Genomic DNA, 19,934 nt, shown 5'->3' on the forward strand with positions numbered 1-19,934 from the left:
CGTTCCCTTGTGGGAGCGACGGTGCGACGATTCGACCTGCTCGCGAAGGGCGGCCTGAATAGCGACACGGATCTCCAAATCAGCCGTACGGAAGCCTGTTATGCGTTGCCTGTTGTTCGCCTGTCTGTTGCTCGGTTCACTCCCTTCCTTGGCCCTGGATCGTTTTCAGGTCGAAGGTTATGCGCTGCCCAACGGTTTGCAGTTGTTGCTCAAACCCGGCACCGAGCGCGGGCATGTCGCGATCCGGCTGGTGGTCGGCGTCGGTCTTGACGATTTTGACTGCGGTGAAAAAGAGCTGCCGCACCTGCTTGAACACTTGCTGTTCAGTGGCATTGACGCCTCTGGCGAAGGTGGCCTCGAAGAGCGCATGCAGGCCCTGGGCGGTGACTGGAACGCCTTCACCAGCAATGCCGATACCACCTTCGTCATCGAAGCCCCGGCGAAAAACCAGCGCAAGGTACTCGACCTGCTACTGGCGCTGATGACACAGACCCGCATCGACGACAACGCGATCAACGCCGCCAAGCGTGTGGTCGAGCGTGAGGACGGCGGCCACTACACACGCCTGCGCCGCTTTCTCGATCGCCAGGATCTGGGGCACAGCGCGAGCAATCAATTGGCGGTGGAGCTGGGCCTTAAATGCCCGCAGCGCGCCGAAGTCGCCCCTCTGACCCAGGCGCAACTGGAGAAGGTGCGCAAAGCCTGGTATGCGCCGAACAACATGACCCTGATTGTCGTCGGCGAGCTCGACAAACTGCTGCCGGCCTATCTGGAGCGGACGTGGGGCGCGCTTGATGCGGTCGAGCCGAGTGAGCACCGGCCGTTGCCGGATATCCGCACCAGCGCGGCCCATGAGCGCACCCTCACACGCGGTTTTATCGGCGACAGCGCCAAGTTGCACTGGTTGGTGCCGGAGCCGGTGCTGGATGGTCAGTACGACGAGACGTTCGACATCCTCAAGGACTACCTCGACTGGGCGCTGTACCGACAGATTCGCCTCAACCATGGTTTGTCTTATGGGCCGTGGGCCGAGCGCGAAGTGTTTGGGGGTGTCGGGTTCATGAGCCTCAATGCCGACCTTGATCGCGATGACGTCGACGAAGCCATTCAGGTACTGGAAGACATCAAGGCCGACCTGCTGAAAAACGGTCTCGATCCGGCCACCTTCGCCCGCATCAAACAGGCGGCCATCGCCCATCAGGCCTGGGCGGTGCAAGGCAACAGCGCGATGGCCGATTACTACTGGAGTGCGCTGGGCGACTACGAGGACGGCCGCTTCGCCAATCCCGCCCGCGAACTGCAAGGCGTGACGCTGGAAACGGCGAACAAGGCCATGCGCGAGTTGTTGCTGCAACCGGGGTATCTGCGTATCGAGAAGCCGTTGGTCAGTGATGATCAGGTGTTGTGGCTGAGTGCGGGTGGGTTGGGCGTGCTGCTGCTGATCCTGATTGGCTGGCGCCTGAATCGCCGCAAATCTGCCGAACACTGAACCTGTGGGACTGTGGTGATTTTACTGACCGGCAGCCTCGCCACACCGCCCCGCCGGCGGTACTCTGTCGAGGTTTTTTCCTACGACTATTGTGAATCGCCAAATGCCGAAAATACCCCAGATCATCCAGCGCATTCTCGAACTGATGAAGCGCTATCCCGGGGTTATTGCGTTGGGTGGTTTCATCTCCGGGGTTGGCAGTTTCATTCTGGTCGACCGCCAGCAAGGGCTGGCGAGCTGGATCACCATCATCATGCTGCTGAGCTGGATCTGGCTGATGCTGGAAAACACCCTCACCGGCCTTTTTACGCGAATTTTCAAACGGGAAATCCCCCAGCCGCTGCTGCGTTACGCCACGCAGATGATTCACCAGGAAAGCCTGTTTTTCGTTCTGCCATTCTTCTTCATCACCACGACGTGGAACAGCAGCCAATTGATCTTCACCGGGCTGCTGAGCCTCGCCGCGCTGATCTCCGTCATCGATCCGCTCTACTACAAATGGCTGGCGCCCCGGCGCTGGGCGTTTCTGGCGCTACACACCCTGACCCTGTTCGCCGCCCTGCTGACTGCACTGCCGGTGATCATGCACCTGACCACGTCGCAGAGCTTCAAATGGGCGCTGGGCATTGCCGTGCTGTTGTCGTTCCCGAGCCTGGCGTCGATCTTCCCGATCCGCACCGTGCGCAATGCGCTGGCGATCCTGTGCATCTCCGTGGGTATCGGCGGTGTGGGTTGGGCGCTGCGCTCGTGGGTGCCGCCGGCAACGCTGTGGATGACTGACGTGGCGATCAGCACGCAGTTGCAGGATCGCACCCCCGGCGCGAGCCTCAAGCAAGTCAGCGCCGAACAGATCCGTGGCGGTGGCCTCTACGCCTATACCGCGATCAACGCGCCACGCGGGCTCGATGAGCGGATTTATCACGTCTGGCAGTTCAACGGCAAAGAGGTCGACCGCATTGCTCTCGATATCCATGGCGGGCGCAAGGAAGGCTACCGGGCGTGGACGCACAAGCAGAATTTCCCCGGCAACCCGGCGGGCAAGTGGCAGGTTCGGGTGTTGACCGAGGACGGCCAGGTGATCGGCGTGCTGCGCTTTGAAGTCACCGACAGCACAGCGATCAAAGAAAAGTAGTCGGGTTCGTGCTATTACGTATGCCAGCCTCATCAGCCGAAAAGCACGGAGTTTATGACCAGCAGCTCGATGACGGGCAGTGCCCAACTCGACACATCGACCACCCCTGCTCGCCTGCGAGTCAGCGGGGACTGGACGCTTGCCCATTACGCTGACCTCAAGCAACTGAGCGAAAAGCTCCACGGCCAATACGACGCCCATACGTCCATCGACCTGAATGACCTGGGCGCCCTCGATACCGCTGGCGCATCCTTGCTGGTGGAACTGCTCGGTTCCGAGCGCTTGGGCAAATCCGCTGAACATCCCGACTGTACGATTTCCCAGGCTGACCGCGCGTTGCTGCAGACGGTGTATCGCTCGCTGACCGATTTCTGTGTGCCGATCAAGGAGCCGGAAGTCGGCGTCAGCGTGCAACTGCTGACACGCATCGGGCGCGCCGTGGAAACGGTCTGGCAGGACACCTTGCAAGTGCTGGGCTTCATCGGCCTGATTCTGGAAACCATCGCTCGCAGCGTGTTCCGCCCCAAGCGTTGGCGCATTACGCCAATCGTCGCGCACATCGAACAGACCGGCCTCGACGCTGCGCCGATTGTGGCGTTGCTGACCTTTCTGGTGGGCGCCGTGGTGGCTTTTCTTGGCGCGACGGTGCTGGCCAGTTTTGGGGCCAGTGTGTTCACCGTCGATCTGGTGGCGTTTTCATTTCTGCGTGAATTCGGCGTCTTGCTCACCGCGATTCTGATGGCCGGGCGCACCGCCAGCGCCTTCACCGCGCAAATCGGTTCGATGAAGGCCAACGAAGAGATCGATGCGATCCGCACACTGGGCCTCGACCCGATGGAACTGCTGGTGGTGCCACGGGTATTGGCGCTGCTGATCGCGCTGCCGATGTTGACCTTTCTGGCGATGCTCTGCGGGATCGTCGGCGGTGGCGTGGTCTGCGCGTTGTCGCTGGGGATTTCACCGGCGATGTTCCTCTCGCTGCTGCAATCGGACATCGGTGTTCAGCATTTTCTGGTCGGGCTGGTGAAAGCGCCGATCTTCGCCTTCCTGATCGCCGCGATTGGCTGTCTCGAAGGCTTCAAGGTCAGCGGCAGCGCTGAATCGGTCGGCGCCCACACCACGTCCGCCGTGGTGCAATCGATTTTCGTGGTGATCGTCCTCGATGCAGTGGCCGCGCTGTTCTTCATGGAGATGGGCTGGTGAGTCGTCCACCCCGCGCGCCCTCGGAGGCGGTGATCGAAGTCCGTGGCCTGTGCAACCGCTTTGGCAACCAGAGCGTGCACGAAGGCCTCGACATGGATTTGTACAAAGGCGAAATCCTCGCCATGGTCGGCGGCTCTGGCAGCGGCAAATCGGTATTGCTGCGCAGTATCATCGGCCTGCGCCGGCCCAGCGAAGGGCGGGTGAACGTGTTCGGCCAGAACCTGCCGAGCCTGTCCGGGCATGAGCGCTCGCTGATCGAACGACGCTTCGGCGTGCTGTTTCAAAAAGGCGCACTGTTCTCCTCATTGACGGTGACCGAAAACGTCGCCCTGCCCCTGATCGAGCATGCCGGGCTGAGCCGCAACGACGCCGAGCATCTGGCGGCAGTGAAACTGGCGTTGGCCGGGCTGCCGTTGTCGGCGGCGGACAAATACCCCGCGTCGCTGTCCGGCGGCATGGTCAAGCGCGCGGCGCTGGCACGGGCATTGGCGCTGGATCCGGACATCCTGTTTCTCGACGAGCCCACCGCCGGTCTCGATCCGATTGGTGCGGCGGCATTCGATCAACTGATTCTGACCCTGCGCGATGCGTTGGGCCTGAGTGTGTTTCTGGTCACCCACGACCTCGACACGCTCTACACCATCACCGACCGCGTGGCGGTGCTGGCGCAGAAAAAGGTGCTGGTCGCCGGTCCGATTGACGTCGTATCGGAAACCGATGACGCGTGGATTCACGAATATTTCCACGGCCCCCGCGGCCGCTCGGCGCTGGACGCCGCCAAACTGCTCAACGAGGTCTGACATGGAAACCCGAGCCCATCATGTGTTGATCGGCCTGTTCGCAGTGATTGTCGTGGCGGGCGCCCTGCTGTTCGGCCTGTGGCTGGCCAAGTCCAGTATCGATAGCGAGTTCAAGGATTACGAAGTCGTGTTCAACGAGGCGGTCAGCGGCCTGTCCAAGGGCAGCGCGGTGCAATACAGCGGGATCAAGGTCGGTGACGTGGTTCGCCTGCGTCTTGACCCGAAGGATCCCCGCCGGGTGCTGGCGCGGATACGTCTGGGCGGTGACACACCGATCAAGGAAGACACCCAGGCCAAGCTGGCGCTGACCGGGATTACCGGTACGTCGATCATCCAGCTCAGCGGCGGCACGCCCAATAGCCCGAGCCTAAGTGGCCATGACGGCAAATTGCCGATCATTGTCGCGTCGCCCTCGCCCATCTCGCGGTTGCTCAATGACAGCAATGACTTGATGAGCGGCATCACCGCGCTGCTGCAGAACGCCAACCAGATGTTCTCCGCCGAGAACGTCGAGCGCGTCAGCAAAACCCTCGCCCACCTGGAACAGACCACCGGCTCGATCAACGATCAGCGTGGCGACCTGCGCCAAGCCATGCAGCAACTGGCGACGGTCGGCAAACAGGCCGGCAGCATGCTCGAACAGACTTCGCTGCTGATGCGCAATGCCAACGGTTTGCTCAACGACCAAGGCAAGCAGGCACTGGGCAGTGCCGAGCAGGCAATGAAGTCGCTGGAGCAAAGCAGCGCCACGATCAACGGCCTCCTGAGCAACAACCAGAACGCCCTCGACAACGGCCTGCAGGGCCTCAATGGTCTGGCGCCGGCCATCCGTGAATTGCGAGAGACGCTGACTTCGCTGCGCGCCATCTCACAACGCCTTGAGGCCAACCCCAGCGGTTACCTGCTGGGCAGTGACAAGAACAAGGAGTTCACGCCATGAAGCTGACTCGACTCGCCCTCTTCGCCGCTGGTTTTACCTTGATCGGCACGCTGATCGCGTCGTGCTCGATCCTGCCCCAGTCGCAGCCATCGGACGTTTATCGCCTGCCAGCCGCGCAGGTGCCTGCGCCGGCCGGTTCAGCGGCCACTCAGCACTGGTCGCTGCGGCTGAACAAATGGCAGGCCAGCGAAGCGCTGAACCGGCCGAACATTGCAGTGATTCCACAGGGCAACATGATCAGCAGCTACAAGGCGTCACGCTGGAGCGATCCCGCACCGGTGCTGTTGCGAAATCGGCTGCTCGAAGGCTTTACGCGTGATGGCCGGGTGACGTTGCTGAGCACCGATGACAGCTACTTCCAGGCGGATCTGGAACTGGGTGGGAATTTGCAGGCGTTTCAGACTGAATATCAGGGCGATAAGGCCAGCGTTGTCGTGCGGGTCGATGCGTTGCTGGTGCGTGGCTATGACCAGCGCATTCTGGCCAGCCGCCGGTTTGAAGAGCGCCAACCGCTGAGTGATGTGCAGGTGCCAGCGGTGGTCGCCGGGTTTGGTCAGGCCAGTGATCGCCTGACCGCGAAGGTTGTGGCGTGGGCGGTCGAACAAGGCCAGCAGTTCGCGCCCTCACCCAGACTTTAACCTTATACATAGCCCCTGTAGGCGCGGGCTTGCTCGCGAAGGCGGTGTGTCAGGCAATGCATGCGTCGACTGACACGCCCTCTTCGCGCACCCACAGGGGGATTTGTGGTTAACCGAAGAACCAGTAGCAGACGCCAATGGCGCCGAGTACCCCGGCCAGTTCGGCCAACAGCGCGCAACCTACCGCATGCCGCGCCCGCTGAATCCCCACCGCGCCGAAATACACCGCCAGCACATAGAACGTCGTCTCGGTACTGCCCTGAAGCGTCGCCGCCACCAGCGCCGGGAAGCTGTCCACACCGGAAGTCTGCATGGTTTCGATCAGCATCGCCCGCGCCGCGCTGCCGGAGAATGGCTTGACCATCGCCGTGGGCAGCGCATCGACAAAGCGTGTGTCCCCTCCGGCCCATTCGACCAGATGACGGATCCCGTCGAGGCCAAAATCCAGCGCTCCGGACGCACGGAGCACGCCGACGGCGCAGAGCATCGCCACCAGATACGGCAGCAGGTTCTTCGCCACATCGAAGCCTTCCTTCGCGCCTTCAACGAATGCTTCGTAGACCTTCACCTTGCGTAGAGCACCCATCACCAGAAACAGCATGATCAGACCGAAAAGCGTGAGATTGCCGAGGATCGACGACAATCCCGCCAAAGCGGTGGCCGACATTGTCCCCAGCAATGCCATGAAGGCGCCGAGCATCAACGCGCCGGGAATCAGGTAGGCCAGCACCACCGGATCCCAGATCCGCAAACGCTGCATGAACGCCACCGACAGAAAGCCGACAATCGTCGAGCAACTGGTCGCCAGCAAAATCGGCAGGAACACCAGCGTCGGGTCCGGCGCGCCTTGTTGGGCGCGATACATGAAGATCGTCACCGGCAGCAGGGTCAGGGAGGAGGCATTGAGCACCAGGAACAGGATCTGCGCGTTGCTGGCGACGGTGGCGCTGGGGTTGAGTTCTTGCAGTGCCTTCATGGCTTTCAGGCCGATGGGCGTGGCGGCGTTGTCCAGGCCCAAGCCATTGGCGGCGAAGTTCAGAGTGATCAGGCCAAGGGCAGGGTGACCGGGCGGGACTTCCGGCATCAGTCGCAGGAACAGCGGGCCCAATACCTTGGCCAGCCATTCGACAATGCCGGCCTTCTCGGCGATGCGCAGAAAACCCAGCCACAGGGTGAGGGTGCCAAACAGCAGCACCATGACTTCGACCGACAGCTTGGCCATGGCAAAAATGCTTTCCACCATCGCCGCGAAAATCCCGGCATTACCGCCAATCAGCCACTGCGCCAGCGCTGACACGGCTGCCACGACGAAGAAGCCAAGCCACAGGCCATTAAGCATCAGTCAAATCCCTCGGAAGATGCGGCGAATAATAGCGGGGTGGCCAGAAACGACAAACCCCGGATTTTGTCCGGGGTTTGTCTGTGCATCACTGGCGGGGGCAATGAATGCTTGGCTCTGACTCAAATCCCCTGTGGGAGCGGGCTTGCTCGCGAAGGCGTCCTGTCAGAAACACCTCTGCTGACTGACACTGCGCATTCGTGAGCGAGCCCACTCCCACAAGAAGCCAATCCCCACAATGTTCAGCAATCAGTTCTTGGAAATCTCGCCCGCCGGCAGTTTTTCCTTGCTGCGCCAGTGCGGCAGGGAGTTCCAGTAGCGCTCGCCCTTGGCGTCGTCGTACATGCCTTCCCAGCGCGAGATGACCAAGACTGCCAAGGCGTTGCCGATCACGTTCAGTGCGGTACGCGCCATGTCCATGATGCGGTCGACACCCGCGATAAACGCCAGACCTTCCAGCGGAATACCCACACTGCCCAGCGTCGCCAGCAGCACCACGAAGGACACGCCCGGTACGCCGGCGATGCCTTTGGAGGTGACCATCAGGGTCAGTACCAGCAGCAGTTGCTGGCTGATCGACAGATCGATGCCGTACAACTGGGCAATGAAGATCGCCGCGATGGACTGGTACAGGGTCGAACCGTCGAGGTTGAACGAGTAACCGGTCGGCACCACGAAGCTGCAGATGGCTTTCGGCGCGCCGTAGGCTTCCATTTTCTCGATCACGCGTGGCAGCACGGTTTCCGAGGAGGCGGTGGAGTAGGCCAGCACCAGCTCATCCTTGAAGATGCGCATCAGCTTGAGCACCGAGAAGCCGAACAGCTTGGCGATCAGGCCCAGTACCACGAAGGCGAAGAAGGCGATGGCGACGTAAACCAGGATCACCAGTTTGGCCAGCGGCAGCAGGGAGGCGAAGCCGAAGTTGGCGACGGTCACCGCGATCAGTGCGAATACGCCGATCGGGGCGTAGTTCATGATCATGTGGGTGACTTTGAACATGCTTTCCGACACGCCCTGGAACATCTTCACCAGCGGATCGCGCAGGTCCGACTGCAAGCTCGACAGACCGAGACCGAACAGCACGGAGAAGAAGATGATCGGCAGCATTTCGCCGCGAGCCATGGCCGCGAAGATGTTCGACGGGATCAGGTTGAGGATGGTCTGGATGAACGCGTGTTCATGCTGGACTTCGGCAGCGGTGGCCTGGTACTTGGAGATGTCCACCGTACCCAGGGTGCTCATGTCGATGCCGCTACCTGGATGGAACACGTTGGCCAGCAGCAGGCCGACGACGATGGCGATGGTGGTGACGATTTCGAAGTAGATGATCGTCTTCAGGCCGATACGCCCAAGCTTCTTGGCGTCGCCCACGCCGGCGATGCCGACGATCAGGGAGGAGATGACGATCGGGATCACGATCATCTTGATCAGACGGATAAAGATATCGCCTGCCGGTTGCAGGACGTTGCTGATCCACCAGGCCTTTTCGGCACTGAAATGGTTGAGCAACGCACCGATTGCAATCCCTAAAACCAGACCGATGAGGATCTGCCAGGCGAGGCTGAGTTTTGCCTTCTTCATTATCTTTACCCTTACTTGCGTTGGACTCAGGCACATGCAGGAACTGGAACGCTCTTTAGCGGAAAAGTCTGTGCATCTGCCTCCGTATAAGGTGCCCTGAAGCGCGTGTTTACGGCTCTTCGGCAGGCGAAAAAAGGCGCAACTATTCCGATGCAAGGTTGCGCCGTCTAATGCCGTAAACGCCTACCCTATGCTGAATCGGCATGAGCTTTTTTAATTGAAACCCGCGTCCCAATCGGTTCGATTGCGCCATTTAAGCCAGCATAAGTGCCGTGAACCGGCCATTTCAGCGTAAGGTGGGTTGTTTTTTGATCGAGTAATTTCGACGTAAAACTTCGGAAAAGGCCTACGTTGCAAGACCAATAGTCCTACTGTTTAAACGGTATCTTTCTCGATATACGGTCGCCCGGAAACACCGCGTAATGTTTTCGCGCGCAGTGTGAGCGATAGAGAAGATGAGCTGGACGCTCTGGATCAACGTTTTGACGGTTTGAAAGTTGAAAGCTCAGCGCAAGTCCGTCACGCCACTGAGGGCTGGCGAACTTGCGGCGCAGCTTTTTTTCCCTGACCCGGCCCTCTCGCAGGCACTCCTTGTACCCGTAGGTCACTGCGACCCTGTAACAGTCAGAGCGTCCCGGCCCCTTGGTCATGCGCCGGCCCTCCTCGGGCAGGTGCAATAAAGAGCAGCGGGGCTGCTGCCCTTATGTTCGAAACCTAATACCAGTTCGGATCTTTCTTCAGGGTTTCCATCAGCAGATCCTGCATGCCCTCGTCGGGTTTGCCGAGGAAGCGGTAGGTGGCATGTCGCGTTGGCGACTTGTCGGCCGGCAGTCCTTCGGGCACATCGACGAGCATGGCGTAAGCGTCTTTCTTGTCGAAACTGAACGCGACGATCAAGCGGTGGTTCAGGCATTTTTCTGCGGATTCGCAGAGAGGCCCAACCAGATACTTGTCGCCATCTTCCGTCACGGCAGTCATCTGTTGGTCAGGCGTGCCAGAGAGGTTCATCACCCACTCCGGCAGCCGCTCTTCCTTCTTCACCACGCCTTCCCAGGTTTCCCGGTATTGCGCATCGGAGCTCAACAACTCGTTGGCCCTTGTCTGGCCATCATTGGCCGCCATCGCCATGGCACTGCCGCCCAGAAGCAGGGCGGCTGCCAGTGTCTTTAACGCAAGCGCACTCATCGTTAACCTCGGCCGCGACGGCCAAAGAAGAAGGAAGCGATGAACATCACCAGGAACACGACAAAGAGGATCTTGGCGATACCCGTGGCGGTGCCCGCGATACCACCGAAGCCCAATACGGCGGCGATGATGGCAATGATCAAGAACGTAATTGCCCAACTCAACATGGTGATTCTCCTTACTTCTCTATTTAGGGATGTTGCGTGTTCCGGCGCGTCGCGCCCGAATCTGTTTAATCCGTCAGAAAACCCAACGTTCTTCGCGTGGCAACTCATTGAGTGGCTGCGCTTGATCGACATCCATCATGCGCATCGACGCGCTCTCGGACTGACTGCTGCTGACGGCGCTGAAGTGCTTCTGCGTGCTGTGCTGGATCGAGATCAGCGGCTCAGGCTTCTGGCTGTTTTCCCAACTCAGGTATTGCTGGCACACGATCAGCGTGCTCAACAGCGCAAGTACGCCAAACAGGCCTTGCTGGAGATGCAGTGGCGAGATACGCACTTGGGCGGCACGTTGGCGAGTCATCCTGGGTTCCTCACGCTTGTTCGGTTGGGGCAGTTCTGATCTGCCCGGGATGAAAGAGGTATTGCAGCCTGCATGCCAGTTTTTTGATTGGAAAAAAACCAATAAAATCAATAGCTTGAAGTTGATCGAAAAATAATTCGAGACGCATCCTGCACGATGGGTCATCTGTGGTCGTGCGGATTGCACGATTATTTCGTAGGAGTTTTCATTCTTATTGAATTGAGAGCAGGTCGTGGATGTCAGAAAAGGACGCAGGGAATGCCCTGCAAATCGGTGATTGTTTAAAAAATCAACAAAATCAGTGGATTAGCCGTAAAGGCATGAGAGAGCTACCCTCCTATGGCTGGCATCGTTCAGAATCAACCATGCAACTTGCCCGATTTTTTCGGGACTAACTCAAGACCAATCACTATGGAGCGTAGGAAAAATGGAATCTGCCACTGAGCATCAAGGCCGCATTCTGCTGGTGGACGATGAGTCCGCCATCCTGCGCACCTTCCGTTATTGCCTCGAAGACGAAGGCTATACAGTGGCCACCGCCAACAGCGCGGCTCAGGCCGATGCATTGCTGCAGCGCCAGGTGTTCGACCTGTGCTTCCTTGATTTGCGTCTGGGCGAGGACAATGGCCTCGACGTGCTGGCGCAAATGCGCGTTCAGGCACCTTGGATGCGTGTGGTCATCGTTACCGCGCATTCCGCTGTCGATACCGCCGTTGATGCGATTCAGGCCGGTGCCGCCGATTATCTGGTGAAACCGTGCAGCCCTGACCAGTTGCGTCTGGCCACTGCCAAGCAACTGGAAGTGCGCCAACTCTCGGCACGTCTGGAAGCGCTCGAGGGCGAGATTCGCAAACCCAAGGATGGTCTCGATTCCCACAGCCCGGCGATGAAAGTCGTACTGGAGACCGCGCGGCAAGTGGCGGGCACCGACGCCAATATTCTGATTCTGGGTGAGTCCGGCACCGGTAAGGGTGAACTGGCCCGGGCGATCCATGGCTGGAGCAAGCGCGAGAAGAAATCCTGCGTGACCATCAACTGCCCGTCGCTGACGGCGGAATTGATGGAAAGCGAGCTGTTCGGCCACAGTCGTGGTGCGTTTACCGGGGCCAGCGAAAGCACCTTGGGTCGCGTCAATCAGGCCGACGGAGGCACGTTGTTTCTCGACGAGATCGGCGATTTTCCCCTGACATTGCAACCCAAGTTGCTGCGCTTCATCCAGGACAAGGAATACGAAAGGGTAGGCGATCCGGTGACCCGACGCGCCGATGTGCGGATTTTGGCGGCGACCAACCTCAATCTTGAAGACATGGTGCGCGATGGCCGTTTCCGTGAAGACCTGTTGTATCGCCTCAACGTCATTACTCTGCATCTGCCGCCACTGCGCGAGCGTGCCGAAGACATCCTGACCCTGGCCGACCGTTTCCTTGCACGCTTCGTCAAAGAGTATGCACGCCCCGCGCGAGGGTTCAGCGATGAGGCCCGTGAGGCGCTGCTCGGCTATCGCTGGCCGGGCAACATCCGTGAACTGCGCAACGTCGTTGAGCGGGCGAGCATTATCTGCCCGCAGGAGCGTGTCGAAATCACTCACTTGGGTATGGCCGAACAACCCGCGAACAATGCGCCAAGGGTCGGCGCTGCGCTGAGCCTGGATGAGTTGGAAAAAGCCCACATTGGCGCGGTGCTGGCCACTGCCGGCACGCTGGATCAAGCGGCGAAAACCCTGGGCATCGACGCATCTACCCTGTATCGCAAGCGCAAGCAGTACAACCTGTGAGTGCGCGACGATGAAACCGGCGGTGAAGTTGCGCACGCGTCTGTTCCTCAGTATTTCCGCGTTGATTACTGTGGCCTTGCTCGGGCTACTGCTCGGGCTGGTCAGTGTGATGCAAATGGCCAGGACTCAGGAAGCGACGATTAGCAGCAACTTCTTAACCCTGGATCTGGGACTCAAGCTGCGCCAGACCCTCGGCGACCAGTTGGTGCTTATGCTTGCGGAGAAGCCCGACCCTGCGGCGTTCGAGGCGTCCAGGCAGCGTTACCTGCAATTACTGGATGAAGGTATTGCGCAAGAAGTGGGAGGGGAGGCCAGAGAGTACGGCTTCAAACAGGCCAAGTCGGACTATCTGAGTTTCCTCAAGGCATTCGATCTGTCCCGCGACCCGACCAACGTACTCAGTGGCAATCGTGATCTTAGAGAGCGCTTCAACACGTTGCGCAACGGATTGATCACCGAGCACAAGCACGCGCTGGATAACGTCAACGCGGTGCAGCACGAGGCCCGTGACCGGGCACTTTTGATCGCTGGCCTGCTCGGGCTGGTGGGGCTGGCGGTGTTGATCATCGGTTTCGTGACTGCGCATGCAATTGCCCGGCGAATTGGTGCGCCCATCGAGGCATTGGCCAAAGCGGCTGACAACATAGGTCAGGGTAATTTTGAAGTGACCCTGCCGACATCGACAGCGATGGAAGTGAATCTGTTGTCCCGTCGTTTTGGCCTGATGGCGCAAGCGCTGCGCGAGCATCAGGCCACCAACGTCGACGAACTGTTGGCCGGCCAGCAACGGTTGCAGGCCGTACTCGACTGCATCGATGACGGATTGCTGATGATTGATCGTGACGGGCATCTAGAGCACCTCAATCCGGTAGCCCAGCGTCAATTGGGCTGGGACGATGACCGTCTGGGCCAAGGCTTGGCCAGCGCTCTTGAGCGGCCGGAACTGGATGCACAACTGCAACTGGTGTTGCGCGGTGGCACCCTGGAGCGAGCGCCGGAGGATTTGAGCATCGAGGTCGACGGTGAATCCCGCTTGCTGACGTATAGCCTGACGCCGGTCAGCCACACCCAGGGCCATATCCTGGGCGCAGTGATGGTGTTGCACGACGTCACCGAGCAACGGGCCTTCGAACGGGTGCGCAGCGAGTTTGTGCTGCGTGCGTCCCATGAGCTGCGCACCCCGGTCACGGGCATGCACATGGCGTTCGGTTTGTTCCGTGAGCGGGCGAAGTTTCCAGCGGAGTCTCGCGAAGCCGACCTGCTCGACACCGTCAACGAAGAAATGCAGCGTCTGATGCAGTTGATCAATGACTTGCTGAATTTCTCGCGTTACCAGAACGGTTTGCAGAAGCTGACGCTGGCGCCCTGTTCCATCGAAGATTTGCTGGGGCAGGCGCAGTTGCGGTTTGCCGAAACGGCAGCGGAAAAAGGCGTCTCATTGGAGGTGGAGGTGCAGGGGGTATTGCCGCATCTGCAGGCCGATCAGGCGCAACTGGATCGGGTGCTCGACAATCTGATCGACAATGCCCTGCGCCACACTGCTCGCGATGGCCAGATCCGCTTGCAGGCGCGCCGTCATGGCGAGCGTGTGATTATCAGCGTCGAAGACAATGGCGAAGGCATTGCCTACGGTCAGCAAGGGCGGATCTTCGAACCGTTCGTGCAGGTCGGGCGCAAGAAGGGCGGCGCCGGGCTCGGATTGGCGCTGTGCAAGGAAATCGTTCAACTGCATGGCGGGCGGATGGGGGTTTATTCGCGGCCGGGGCAGGGCACGCAGTTCTATATGGCGCTGGCGGTTTAGGCCTCGTCATCCATTCGGCGTCCCGCAAGGCGTCGCCCACGGGTGATCAGTTCAATGAACTGCACCGCGCTCAGCGCATGGGCGAACAGCCAGCCCTGACCGAACTTCACGCCTTCGCTGCTGAGCAACACGGCTTGTGACTCAAGTTCGATCCCTTCGGCAATTACCTTCAAATCCAGTGCCTGAGCCATGTGAATGATGTGCGGCGCAACACCGCTGCTGGCGGCGTCATGGCCGAGCGCATCAATGAAGGCCTTGTCGATCTTCAGGCAGTCCACCGGCAGGGTTTGCAGGTACGCGAGGCTGCAATAGCCGGTGCCGAAATCATCGATCAACACTTGATGGCCAACATCGCGCAACGCTTGCAGGTTTTCCCGCGCCACCACCACATCGATCAAACCGCGTTCGGTGACTTCGAAGGCAATCTGCCGCGCTGCGACCCGGTGCAGCGTCAACAGCCGCGCCATGACCTGACCGATGCGCGGCACCATCACGTCGCAGGCAGCGAGATTCACTGAGATGTACAACTGCGGGTTGGCGCGCAGCACCGGCCCCAATTGTTCGAGCAAACGCTGGAGGACGAAATCGGTCATCTGGCGGATCTGCCCGGTGTTTTCCGCCATGGGGATGAACAGATCGGGGCTGGTCAGTGTGCCGTCCGGGCGGCGCCAGCGTAGCAGGGCTTCAGCGCCGACGCAGTTGCGGCTGTCGAGGTCGAAGATCGGTTGATAGAGCACCTGCAACTCGCCCCGGCGGATGGCCCCGTGCAGTTCGGCGTCCAGCGACTGGTGCTGGCGCACCAGTAAAAACACAAAAAACCCCAAAAACGCACCCAGTAGCGCGCAGGCTGGAATCATCCACCACCAGATGGCGGGGATGTGCATGGCGCTCCTCGGCGTGATCAACACCAGTTGGTATTGCGGATTGTCAGTGGGCATCCGGTAGATCAACCGGTTTTGGGTGACTTGCAAAACATCGCGGCTTTTTTTCGGCCAGGTTTCTGCGGGTGGCCAGGCCTGAGCCGTCCCCAGAACCGGGATCGCTCGGGTGCCATGATCCAGCACCACGAGCAAGCTGCTGCCGGGCGACAGGTCAACCATGTCCGTCAAATGTCCACGCGAGGTCGCCACACGAAAATTGCCACGCCCGAGCATCAGCGCGGCACGGTTTTCATCGGGTTCGGTGGTGGTGTTCAGCCAATAGCTGTAGGTCGGGCCTTTGATGTCGGGAGGGCGCGCGACCGACAGGCCTTCCTGCCGTGGTCGGTTGGAGCAGGTGCGCGTGGCGTCCTTGTAGGCGGCCTCGTAGACGAAGCGGTAGTTGAAGGTGACTTGCTGCAGCGTGGCGATCATTTCGTCATCGCAACGGCGCAACGGTTGGGCTTCCAGATCGTCGAGGCTTTCGCGCAACTGGCCGAACAGTTGCTCAAGACGTGCGAGAAAACGTTCGCCCTGAGCGTTCATTTCCTGGCTTTCACTTTGCTCGACATACCGCGTGGCGATGAACATTGTGCCTGCGATCAACAGGCAGGTGCTGAGGACAGCCGCGATCATCGCCAAAAACCAAGGGCGATAAAACCAGCTACGCAGTGTCTCTCGGGTAGCAACCATCATGGAATATCCGAAGAGTTACCAATGAGTTATAGCTGCTGATTGCGGATTTGCCCTGACCGCCGGGCGGGCGTCATTATTTTGTCTGATTGAGTACCAGCAACAATGCTGCCGTTTGCGCGTCCGGCGTGCCGTCGAAACGCGCGGGGCGGAAATGCATCTGGAACGCAGCGATTACATGACGCGTCGCTACGTCCAGTTCGCCGGTCTGCGGAGTGTCGTAGCCCAGGTGCGCCAGTTGTGCCTGGAACCAGCTAATGCTCGGCAGTTCGCTGCTGTTGAACAGCGCTTGCTGACGGGCCACGGCTTGTTCATTGGGCCACACGCCAAGGCCTTGTTCGGCGAGTCGCTTCCAGGGAAACAACGGCCCCGGATCGAGTTTGCGCAAGGGCGCAATGTCGCTGTGACCGATGATGTGGCGTGGGCTGATGCCATTACGCTTGCTGATGTCCTTGAGCAGGACAATCAGGGCTTGAATCTGCGCTTCGCTGTAGGGATACCACAGGCGTCCGGTCGGGGTGTCCTTGAAACCCGGATTGACGATTTCGATACCGATGGAGCTTGAGTTGAGCCAGGTGCGGCCCTGCCATTGGCTTTCGCCGGCGTGCCAGGCGCGCTGACGTTCATCCATCAATTTGTAGACCGTCGCGTTTTTATCATCACCAATCAGGTAATGGCTGCTGACTTCGCCGTGGGTCAGCAATTGCAACGAGCGCTCAAGCGAAGCGGACGTGTAATGCACGATCACGAACTGGATGCGGCTGTCGTGATTGGCTGAAGGATGGCTGGTGTCGTAACGCGGGCCGCTGGCACAACCGGCAAGAACGAGCAGTGACGCGAGGAGGGCAAAAAATTTCATGGCAGAGGGCAATACACGCAAGTCAGTAATGCAACAGTGTAACGTACTGACTTGCGTCTAGACGGTCAGCGGGTGGATTTAAACAAAATGGAACAATTTGCTCAGCCCAGTTCGATCCGGTTGCGCCCGGCATTTTTCGCGCGATAAAGCGCCTGATCGGCTCTTTTGATGACGAGATCGCTGTGTTCTCCCGCCCTGAACGTGGCGAGTCCCATCGAAAGGGTGATCGTGACCCGTTCGCCCTTGAAGTGGAACGGACACGCCTCGACGGCTGCCCGCAGGGTTTCCAGCAATTTTGCGCCGACCGCTGGCGGGGTAGCCGGCAGCAGCAGAACGAACTCTTCGCCGCCGAAACGGGCGATGAAGTCAGAGCCACGTAGACGCTTGCGCAGCACGGTGGCGATGATCTTCAGCACTTTGTCGCCGGCCAGGTGGCCATAGTTGTCGTTGATCCGTTTGAAGTGATCAAGGTCGAGCATCGCCAGGCTCAAGGTGTTGCCGTGTTGCTGCCATTGCTTGATTTCATGTTCGAGGCGTTCGCTCCACGCGGCGCGGTTGGGCAGGCCGGTGAGCGGGTCGATCAAGGCCTTTTGGCGTTGTTCTTCAAGGTGCTCGCGAAAGCCCTGAGCCTCTTGTTCCATATGGGCCACACGTTCGGACAGACCTTTGAGTCGCGCCGCCACTTCCTGCTCGCGGGCATCGCGCTGCTTCTGGTGCTGATCCATGGTGCCGAGCAAACCTTCGAGATGGTTTTCCAGCACTTGCTTGAGGTCATCCAGATCTGCCGCTTCCTGCACGCTGGTCTGCAAGCCGTCGACTTGCTCACGGATCTGCGTGTCCATGGCCCGCGCCGCCGAGCTGTTGTCGGCATGGCCATCGCTGGCGGCTTGCAGGTTGCTCTGGAATGCTTCGAGGCGTTCGTTGAGTTGCTGCAGATACACTTCGAATTCGTGCTGGCCGCTGTCGGTGATGGCCAGCATCAACGTCGCGAGATCGTCGAGGATCGGGATCAATTCGTACCAGTTCAGGCCGTGCTTGAGCCGGTCGCGCATGGCTTCGGCTTGCGGACGGTGACGTTCGGGCAGGGTCAGGTCGTCGAGCAGGCCGATCAGCGTGTCTTCGATGTGCTTGGCCACCGAGCTGTAGGACGGCTCGGGGGAGTCAGGCAGTGCGAACAGGATATCGTCCTCGGATTGCTCCGGGTCGATGGCTGCCAAGGCCTGAGCGATTGGCTCGGGCAAGGGCAGGCTGTCGAGGATCATCGGCGTTGGATCACCGGGGTGGATCAACTCGTCGGGGTTCAGGTTCGCGGGGATGACCGGGGTCGGAGCTGGAGCGGCAATGACTTCAGGCTCAGGTTCGAGTGTTTTTGCTTCGGTCGGGGCGCTGAGCACTTCAACGGCGACCTTGGGCGGCACAAAGGCGACCACTTGCGGTTCGGCCTGAATCGGGGCCGTTGGTGCGGGTGTTTCGATCGCTACGGCTGGCGCTGCTTGCTCAAGCACAGGAGCCGCAGGGACTGGTTCGCTGATGTCGGTGGGAGCGATCGCTATGGGCTCGGACTCGGGCGCCGCGGTGGCGAGCGACGGCTCTTTGGGTGTTTCCCGCGCAGGCGCTTCTGGGGCTGACGCTGGCGTCTCCTCAGTGTCACGACTGCCAAACAAGCGCTGGAACAATCCCGGACGCCCCGGTTCTGCCGGCGTCTCCAACTGGCTCAAGGCTTTGCCTTGCAAACTGCTCAGCTCACTCAGCAGCAGCGGCATTTCGCGGGCCTGACCCACTCGGCCGTCCAATTGTTTGGCGAATTTTTTCAGCGGTTGAGCGACGTCCCTTGGCAACGGCAAGGATTGCAACTGAGCGACCAGCGCGGTCAGCGCGGTGCTGACCTGATCAATCCTGGTTTCGCGACGCTGCTCGGAATCGAGCACGGCTTTTTCCAGGCGTGGCAACAGGGCGGCGAGGCCGGCATCCATGTCGTCGGTGCGCACCACATCGCGCATTTCTTTCATGCATTGATCAACGACGCGGTCGGTGCCTTCGGCCGCTAGCGTGCTGCGCACCAGCCCCCGACGCAGCAAGTCGAGCCGGGCGGCCCAGCGGCGCTCCAGCTTGTCCTGTTGTTCGATGCTTTTGAGGTACTTCTCTTTCCAGCGCTGGGCGTCGTCGCTCATTCAGGGGTTCCGCGAGGGGCAGGACTCAACGCGGGGAATGCATCGGCCGTGAGCGAACCCGGCAGACGAATCTCCACCGCGACCGGCAGGTGATCGGAAATCGGTTGGGCCAGCACTTCGACCTTTTCCAGGGTCAGGGTCGGGCTGAGCAAAATATGATCAAGGCAGCGCTGAGGTCGCCAGCTGGGGAATGTCGCTTCCACCTGCGGGGCCAGCAAGCCGAGATCGCGTAACGGTGAGTGTTGTAGCAAATCGCTGGCATGGGTGTTCATGTCGCCCATCAACACTTGGTGCTTATAGCCACCGATCAGCTCTCGAATGTAGGCCAATTGCAGGCTGCGCACGCGCGCGCCAAGGGCCAGGTGCATCATCACCACCACCAGCGCTTCCGGCCCTTCGCCGAAGCGCAGCAGGATCGCGCCGCGACCTTTCGGGCCGGGCAGTGGGTGATCTTCGATCGCCCACGGGCGCAGACGACTGAGCACGCCATTGCTGTGCTGAGCCAGTCGGCCGAGGTTGCGATTGAGTTGTTGATACCAATAGGGGAAGGCGCCGAGGTGGGCCAGATGTTCGACCTGATTGACGTAGCCTGAGCGCAGGCTGCCGCCATCGGCTTCCTGCAGGGCGACCAGATCGAAATCGCCGAGCAGGTCGCCGATCTTTTGCAGATTGCCCGAGCGCCCGGTGTGCGGCAGCAGATGCTGCCAGCTACGGGTCAGGTAGTGCCGATAACGCTCGGTGCTGATGCCAACCTGAATGTTGAAACTGAGCAAGCGCAGACGCTGGTCTGCTGGCAGGCCCGTAGACGCCAGGTGATGCTCGTTGACCTGCGGATCATGCAGGCCAACGATGCGTTCGGTCTTCCAGCGGCGCATGACGGTTGCCGC

General features: G+C 60.1%; 17 protein-coding genes. 8 read left to right on the plus strand and 9 right to left on the minus strand.

From position 1 onward, the window contains the following. Positions 1–100 precede the first annotated feature (100 nt). From K5E40_RS20150 to K5E40_RS20175, 6 genes are all read left to right on the plus strand, one after another. Positions 101–1,489 carry a pitrilysin family protein gene (locus tag K5E40_RS20150; RefSeq protein ID WP_221732252.1) on the plus strand — a complete coding sequence of 463 codons (1,389 nt, stop codon included), beginning with the start codon at positions 101–103 and terminating at the stop codon, positions 1,487–1,489. A 103-nt stretch (positions 1,490–1,592) separates the two neighbouring features. Further along, positions 1,593–2,621, plus strand: coding sequence for a DUF5924 family protein (locus K5E40_RS20155; protein WP_221732253.1), 1,029 nt, complete (start codon positions 1,593–1,595; stop codon positions 2,619–2,621). Positions 2,622–2,675: 54 nt separating this feature from the next. Next, on the plus strand, positions 2,676–3,824 hold the full coding sequence (locus tag K5E40_RS20160) for an ABC transporter permease (protein WP_221732254.1): 1,149 nt from the start codon (positions 2,676–2,678) through the stop codon (positions 3,822–3,824). Further along, on the plus strand, positions 3,821–4,624 hold the full coding sequence (locus tag K5E40_RS20165) for an ABC transporter ATP-binding protein (protein ID WP_221732255.1): 804 nt from the start codon (positions 3,821–3,823) through the stop codon (positions 4,622–4,624). Before K5E40_RS20160 ends, K5E40_RS20165 begins: the two co-directional genes overlap by 4 nt. Before the next feature lies 1 nt (position 4,625). Beyond that, on the plus strand, positions 4,626–5,564 hold the full coding sequence (locus tag K5E40_RS20170) for an MlaD family protein (protein ID WP_221732256.1): 939 nt from the start codon (positions 4,626–4,628) through the stop codon (positions 5,562–5,564). Next, positions 5,561–6,202: an ABC-type transport auxiliary lipoprotein family protein gene (locus K5E40_RS20175; protein WP_221732257.1), complete on the plus strand. Its 642-nt coding sequence runs from the start codon at positions 5,561–5,563 to the stop codon at positions 6,200–6,202. Before K5E40_RS20170 ends, K5E40_RS20175 begins: the two co-directional genes overlap by 4 nt. A gap of 109 nt (positions 6,203–6,311) precedes the next feature. Here the strand turns inward: K5E40_RS20175 and K5E40_RS20180 are convergent, their stop codons facing one another. The 5 genes from K5E40_RS20180 to K5E40_RS20200 form a co-directional block, all read right to left on the minus strand. Beyond that, positions 6,312–7,541 (minus strand): nucleoside recognition domain-containing protein, encoded by a 1,230-nt coding sequence (locus K5E40_RS20180; protein WP_221732258.1) that lies wholly within the window; start codon positions 7,539–7,541, stop codon positions 6,312–6,314. 249 nt (positions 7,542–7,790) lie between these two features. Next, a complete protein-coding gene (gene gltP / locus K5E40_RS20185; protein WP_221732259.1) occupies positions 7,791–9,122 on the minus strand; it encodes a glutamate/aspartate:proton symporter GltP in 1,332 nt (443 codons plus the stop codon). Positions 9,123–9,836: 714 nt separating this feature from the next. After that, positions 9,837–10,307, minus strand: a complete 471-nt coding sequence (locus K5E40_RS20190; protein WP_221732260.1) for an inhibitor of vertebrate lysozyme family protein — start codon at positions 10,305–10,307, stop codon at positions 9,837–9,839. Positions 10,308–10,309: 2 nt separating this feature from the next. Then, positions 10,310–10,474 carry a DUF1328 domain-containing protein gene (locus tag K5E40_RS20195; RefSeq protein ID WP_003177151.1) on the minus strand — a complete coding sequence of 55 codons (165 nt, stop codon included), beginning with the start codon at positions 10,472–10,474 and terminating at the stop codon, positions 10,310–10,312. Positions 10,475–10,547: 73 nt separating this feature from the next. Further along, complete coding sequence (locus K5E40_RS20200; protein ID WP_221732261.1) at positions 10,548–10,832, minus strand: hypothetical protein; 285 nt, start codon at positions 10,830–10,832, stop codon at positions 10,548–10,550. Between the two features lie 427 nt (positions 10,833–11,259). Here K5E40_RS20200 and algB point away from each other — a divergent pair, with 427 nt between their 5' ends. Next, positions 11,260–12,606, plus strand: coding sequence for a sigma-54-dependent response regulator transcription factor AlgB (algB, locus tag K5E40_RS20205; protein WP_047597026.1), 1,347 nt, complete (start codon positions 11,260–11,262; stop codon positions 12,604–12,606). Between the two features lie 10 nt (positions 12,607–12,616). Continuing rightward, positions 12,617–14,407, plus strand: a complete 1,791-nt coding sequence (locus K5E40_RS20210; RefSeq protein ID WP_221732262.1) for a KinB sensor domain-containing domain — start codon at positions 12,617–12,619, stop codon at positions 14,405–14,407. On the opposite strand, the gene K5E40_RS20215 is transcribed toward K5E40_RS20210, so the two are convergent. From K5E40_RS20215 to K5E40_RS20230, 4 genes are all read right to left on the minus strand, one after another. Beyond that, positions 14,404–16,017 carry an EAL domain-containing protein gene (locus K5E40_RS20215; RefSeq protein WP_221732329.1) on the minus strand — a complete coding sequence of 538 codons (1,614 nt, stop codon included), beginning with the start codon at positions 16,015–16,017 and terminating at the stop codon, positions 14,404–14,406. The two genes, K5E40_RS20210 and K5E40_RS20215, sit on opposite strands and share 4 nt — an antisense overlap. A gap of 76 nt (positions 16,018–16,093) precedes the next feature. After that, positions 16,094–16,876: an N-acetylmuramoyl-L-alanine amidase gene (locus tag K5E40_RS20220; protein ID WP_221732263.1), complete on the minus strand. Its 783-nt coding sequence runs from the start codon at positions 16,874–16,876 to the stop codon at positions 16,094–16,096. Between the two features lie 101 nt (positions 16,877–16,977). Then, a complete protein-coding gene (locus K5E40_RS20225; protein ID WP_221732264.1) occupies positions 16,978–19,047 on the minus strand; it encodes a GGDEF domain-containing protein in 2,070 nt (689 codons plus the stop codon). Beyond that, a complete protein-coding gene (locus K5E40_RS20230) occupies positions 19,044–19,922 on the minus strand; it encodes an endonuclease/exonuclease/phosphatase family protein (RefSeq protein WP_221732265.1) in 879 nt (292 codons plus the stop codon). The genes K5E40_RS20225 and K5E40_RS20230 overlap by 4 nt, the downstream gene beginning before the upstream one ends. Between the last annotated feature and the right edge of the window lie 12 nt (positions 19,923–19,934).

The sequence above is a fragment of the Pseudomonas baetica genome (assembly GCF_019733355.1).
Lineage (GTDB): Bacteria > Pseudomonadota > Gammaproteobacteria > Pseudomonadales > Pseudomonadaceae > Aquipseudomonas > Aquipseudomonas baetica_A.

Coding starts and splice junctions, on each gene's coding strand:
- K5E40_RS20170 (WP_221732256.1), top strand. CDS start 4,626: ATGGAAACCCGAGCCCATCATGTGTTGATCGGCCTGTTCGCAGTGATT.
- gltP (WP_221732259.1), bottom strand. CDS start 9,122: ATGAAGAAGGCAAAACTCAGCCTCGCCTGGCAGATCCTCATCGGTCTG.
- K5E40_RS20210 (WP_221732262.1), top strand. CDS start 12,617: ATGAAACCGGCGGTGAAGTTGCGCACGCGTCTGTTCCTCAGTATTTCC.
- K5E40_RS20175 (WP_221732257.1), top strand. CDS start 5,561: ATGAAGCTGACTCGACTCGCCCTCTTCGCCGCTGGTTTTACCTTGATC.
- algB (WP_047597026.1), top strand. CDS start 11,260: ATGGAATCTGCCACTGAGCATCAAGGCCGCATTCTGCTGGTGGACGAT.
- K5E40_RS20180 (WP_221732258.1), bottom strand. CDS start 7,541: ATGCTTAATGGCCTGTGGCTTGGCTTCTTCGTCGTGGCAGCCGTGTCA.
- K5E40_RS20200 (WP_221732261.1), bottom strand. CDS start 10,832: ATGACTCGCCAACGTGCCGCCCAAGTGCGTATCTCGCCACTGCATCTC.
- K5E40_RS20150 (WP_221732252.1), top strand. CDS start 101: ATGCGTTGCCTGTTGTTCGCCTGTCTGTTGCTCGGTTCACTCCCTTCC.
- K5E40_RS20160 (WP_221732254.1), top strand. CDS start 2,676: ATGACCAGCAGCTCGATGACGGGCAGTGCCCAACTCGACACATCGACC.
- K5E40_RS20220 (WP_221732263.1), bottom strand. CDS start 16,876: ATGAAATTTTTTGCCCTCCTCGCGTCACTGCTCGTTCTTGCCGGTTGT.
- K5E40_RS20215 (WP_221732329.1), bottom strand. CDS start 16,017: ATGGTTGCTACCCGAGAGACACTGCGTAGCTGGTTTTATCGCCCTTGG.
- K5E40_RS20190 (WP_221732260.1), bottom strand. CDS start 10,307: ATGAGTGCGCTTGCGTTAAAGACACTGGCAGCCGCCCTGCTTCTGGGC.
- K5E40_RS20155 (WP_221732253.1), top strand. CDS start 1,593: ATGCCGAAAATACCCCAGATCATCCAGCGCATTCTCGAACTGATGAAG.
- K5E40_RS20225 (WP_221732264.1), bottom strand. CDS start 19,047: ATGAGCGACGACGCCCAGCGCTGGAAAGAGAAGTACCTCAAAAGCATC.
- K5E40_RS20195 (WP_003177151.1), bottom strand. CDS start 10,474: ATGTTGAGTTGGGCAATTACGTTCTTGATCATTGCCATCATCGCCGCC.
- K5E40_RS20230 (WP_221732265.1), bottom strand. CDS start 19,922: ATGCGCCGCTGGAAGACCGAACGCATCGTTGGCCTGCATGATCCGCAG.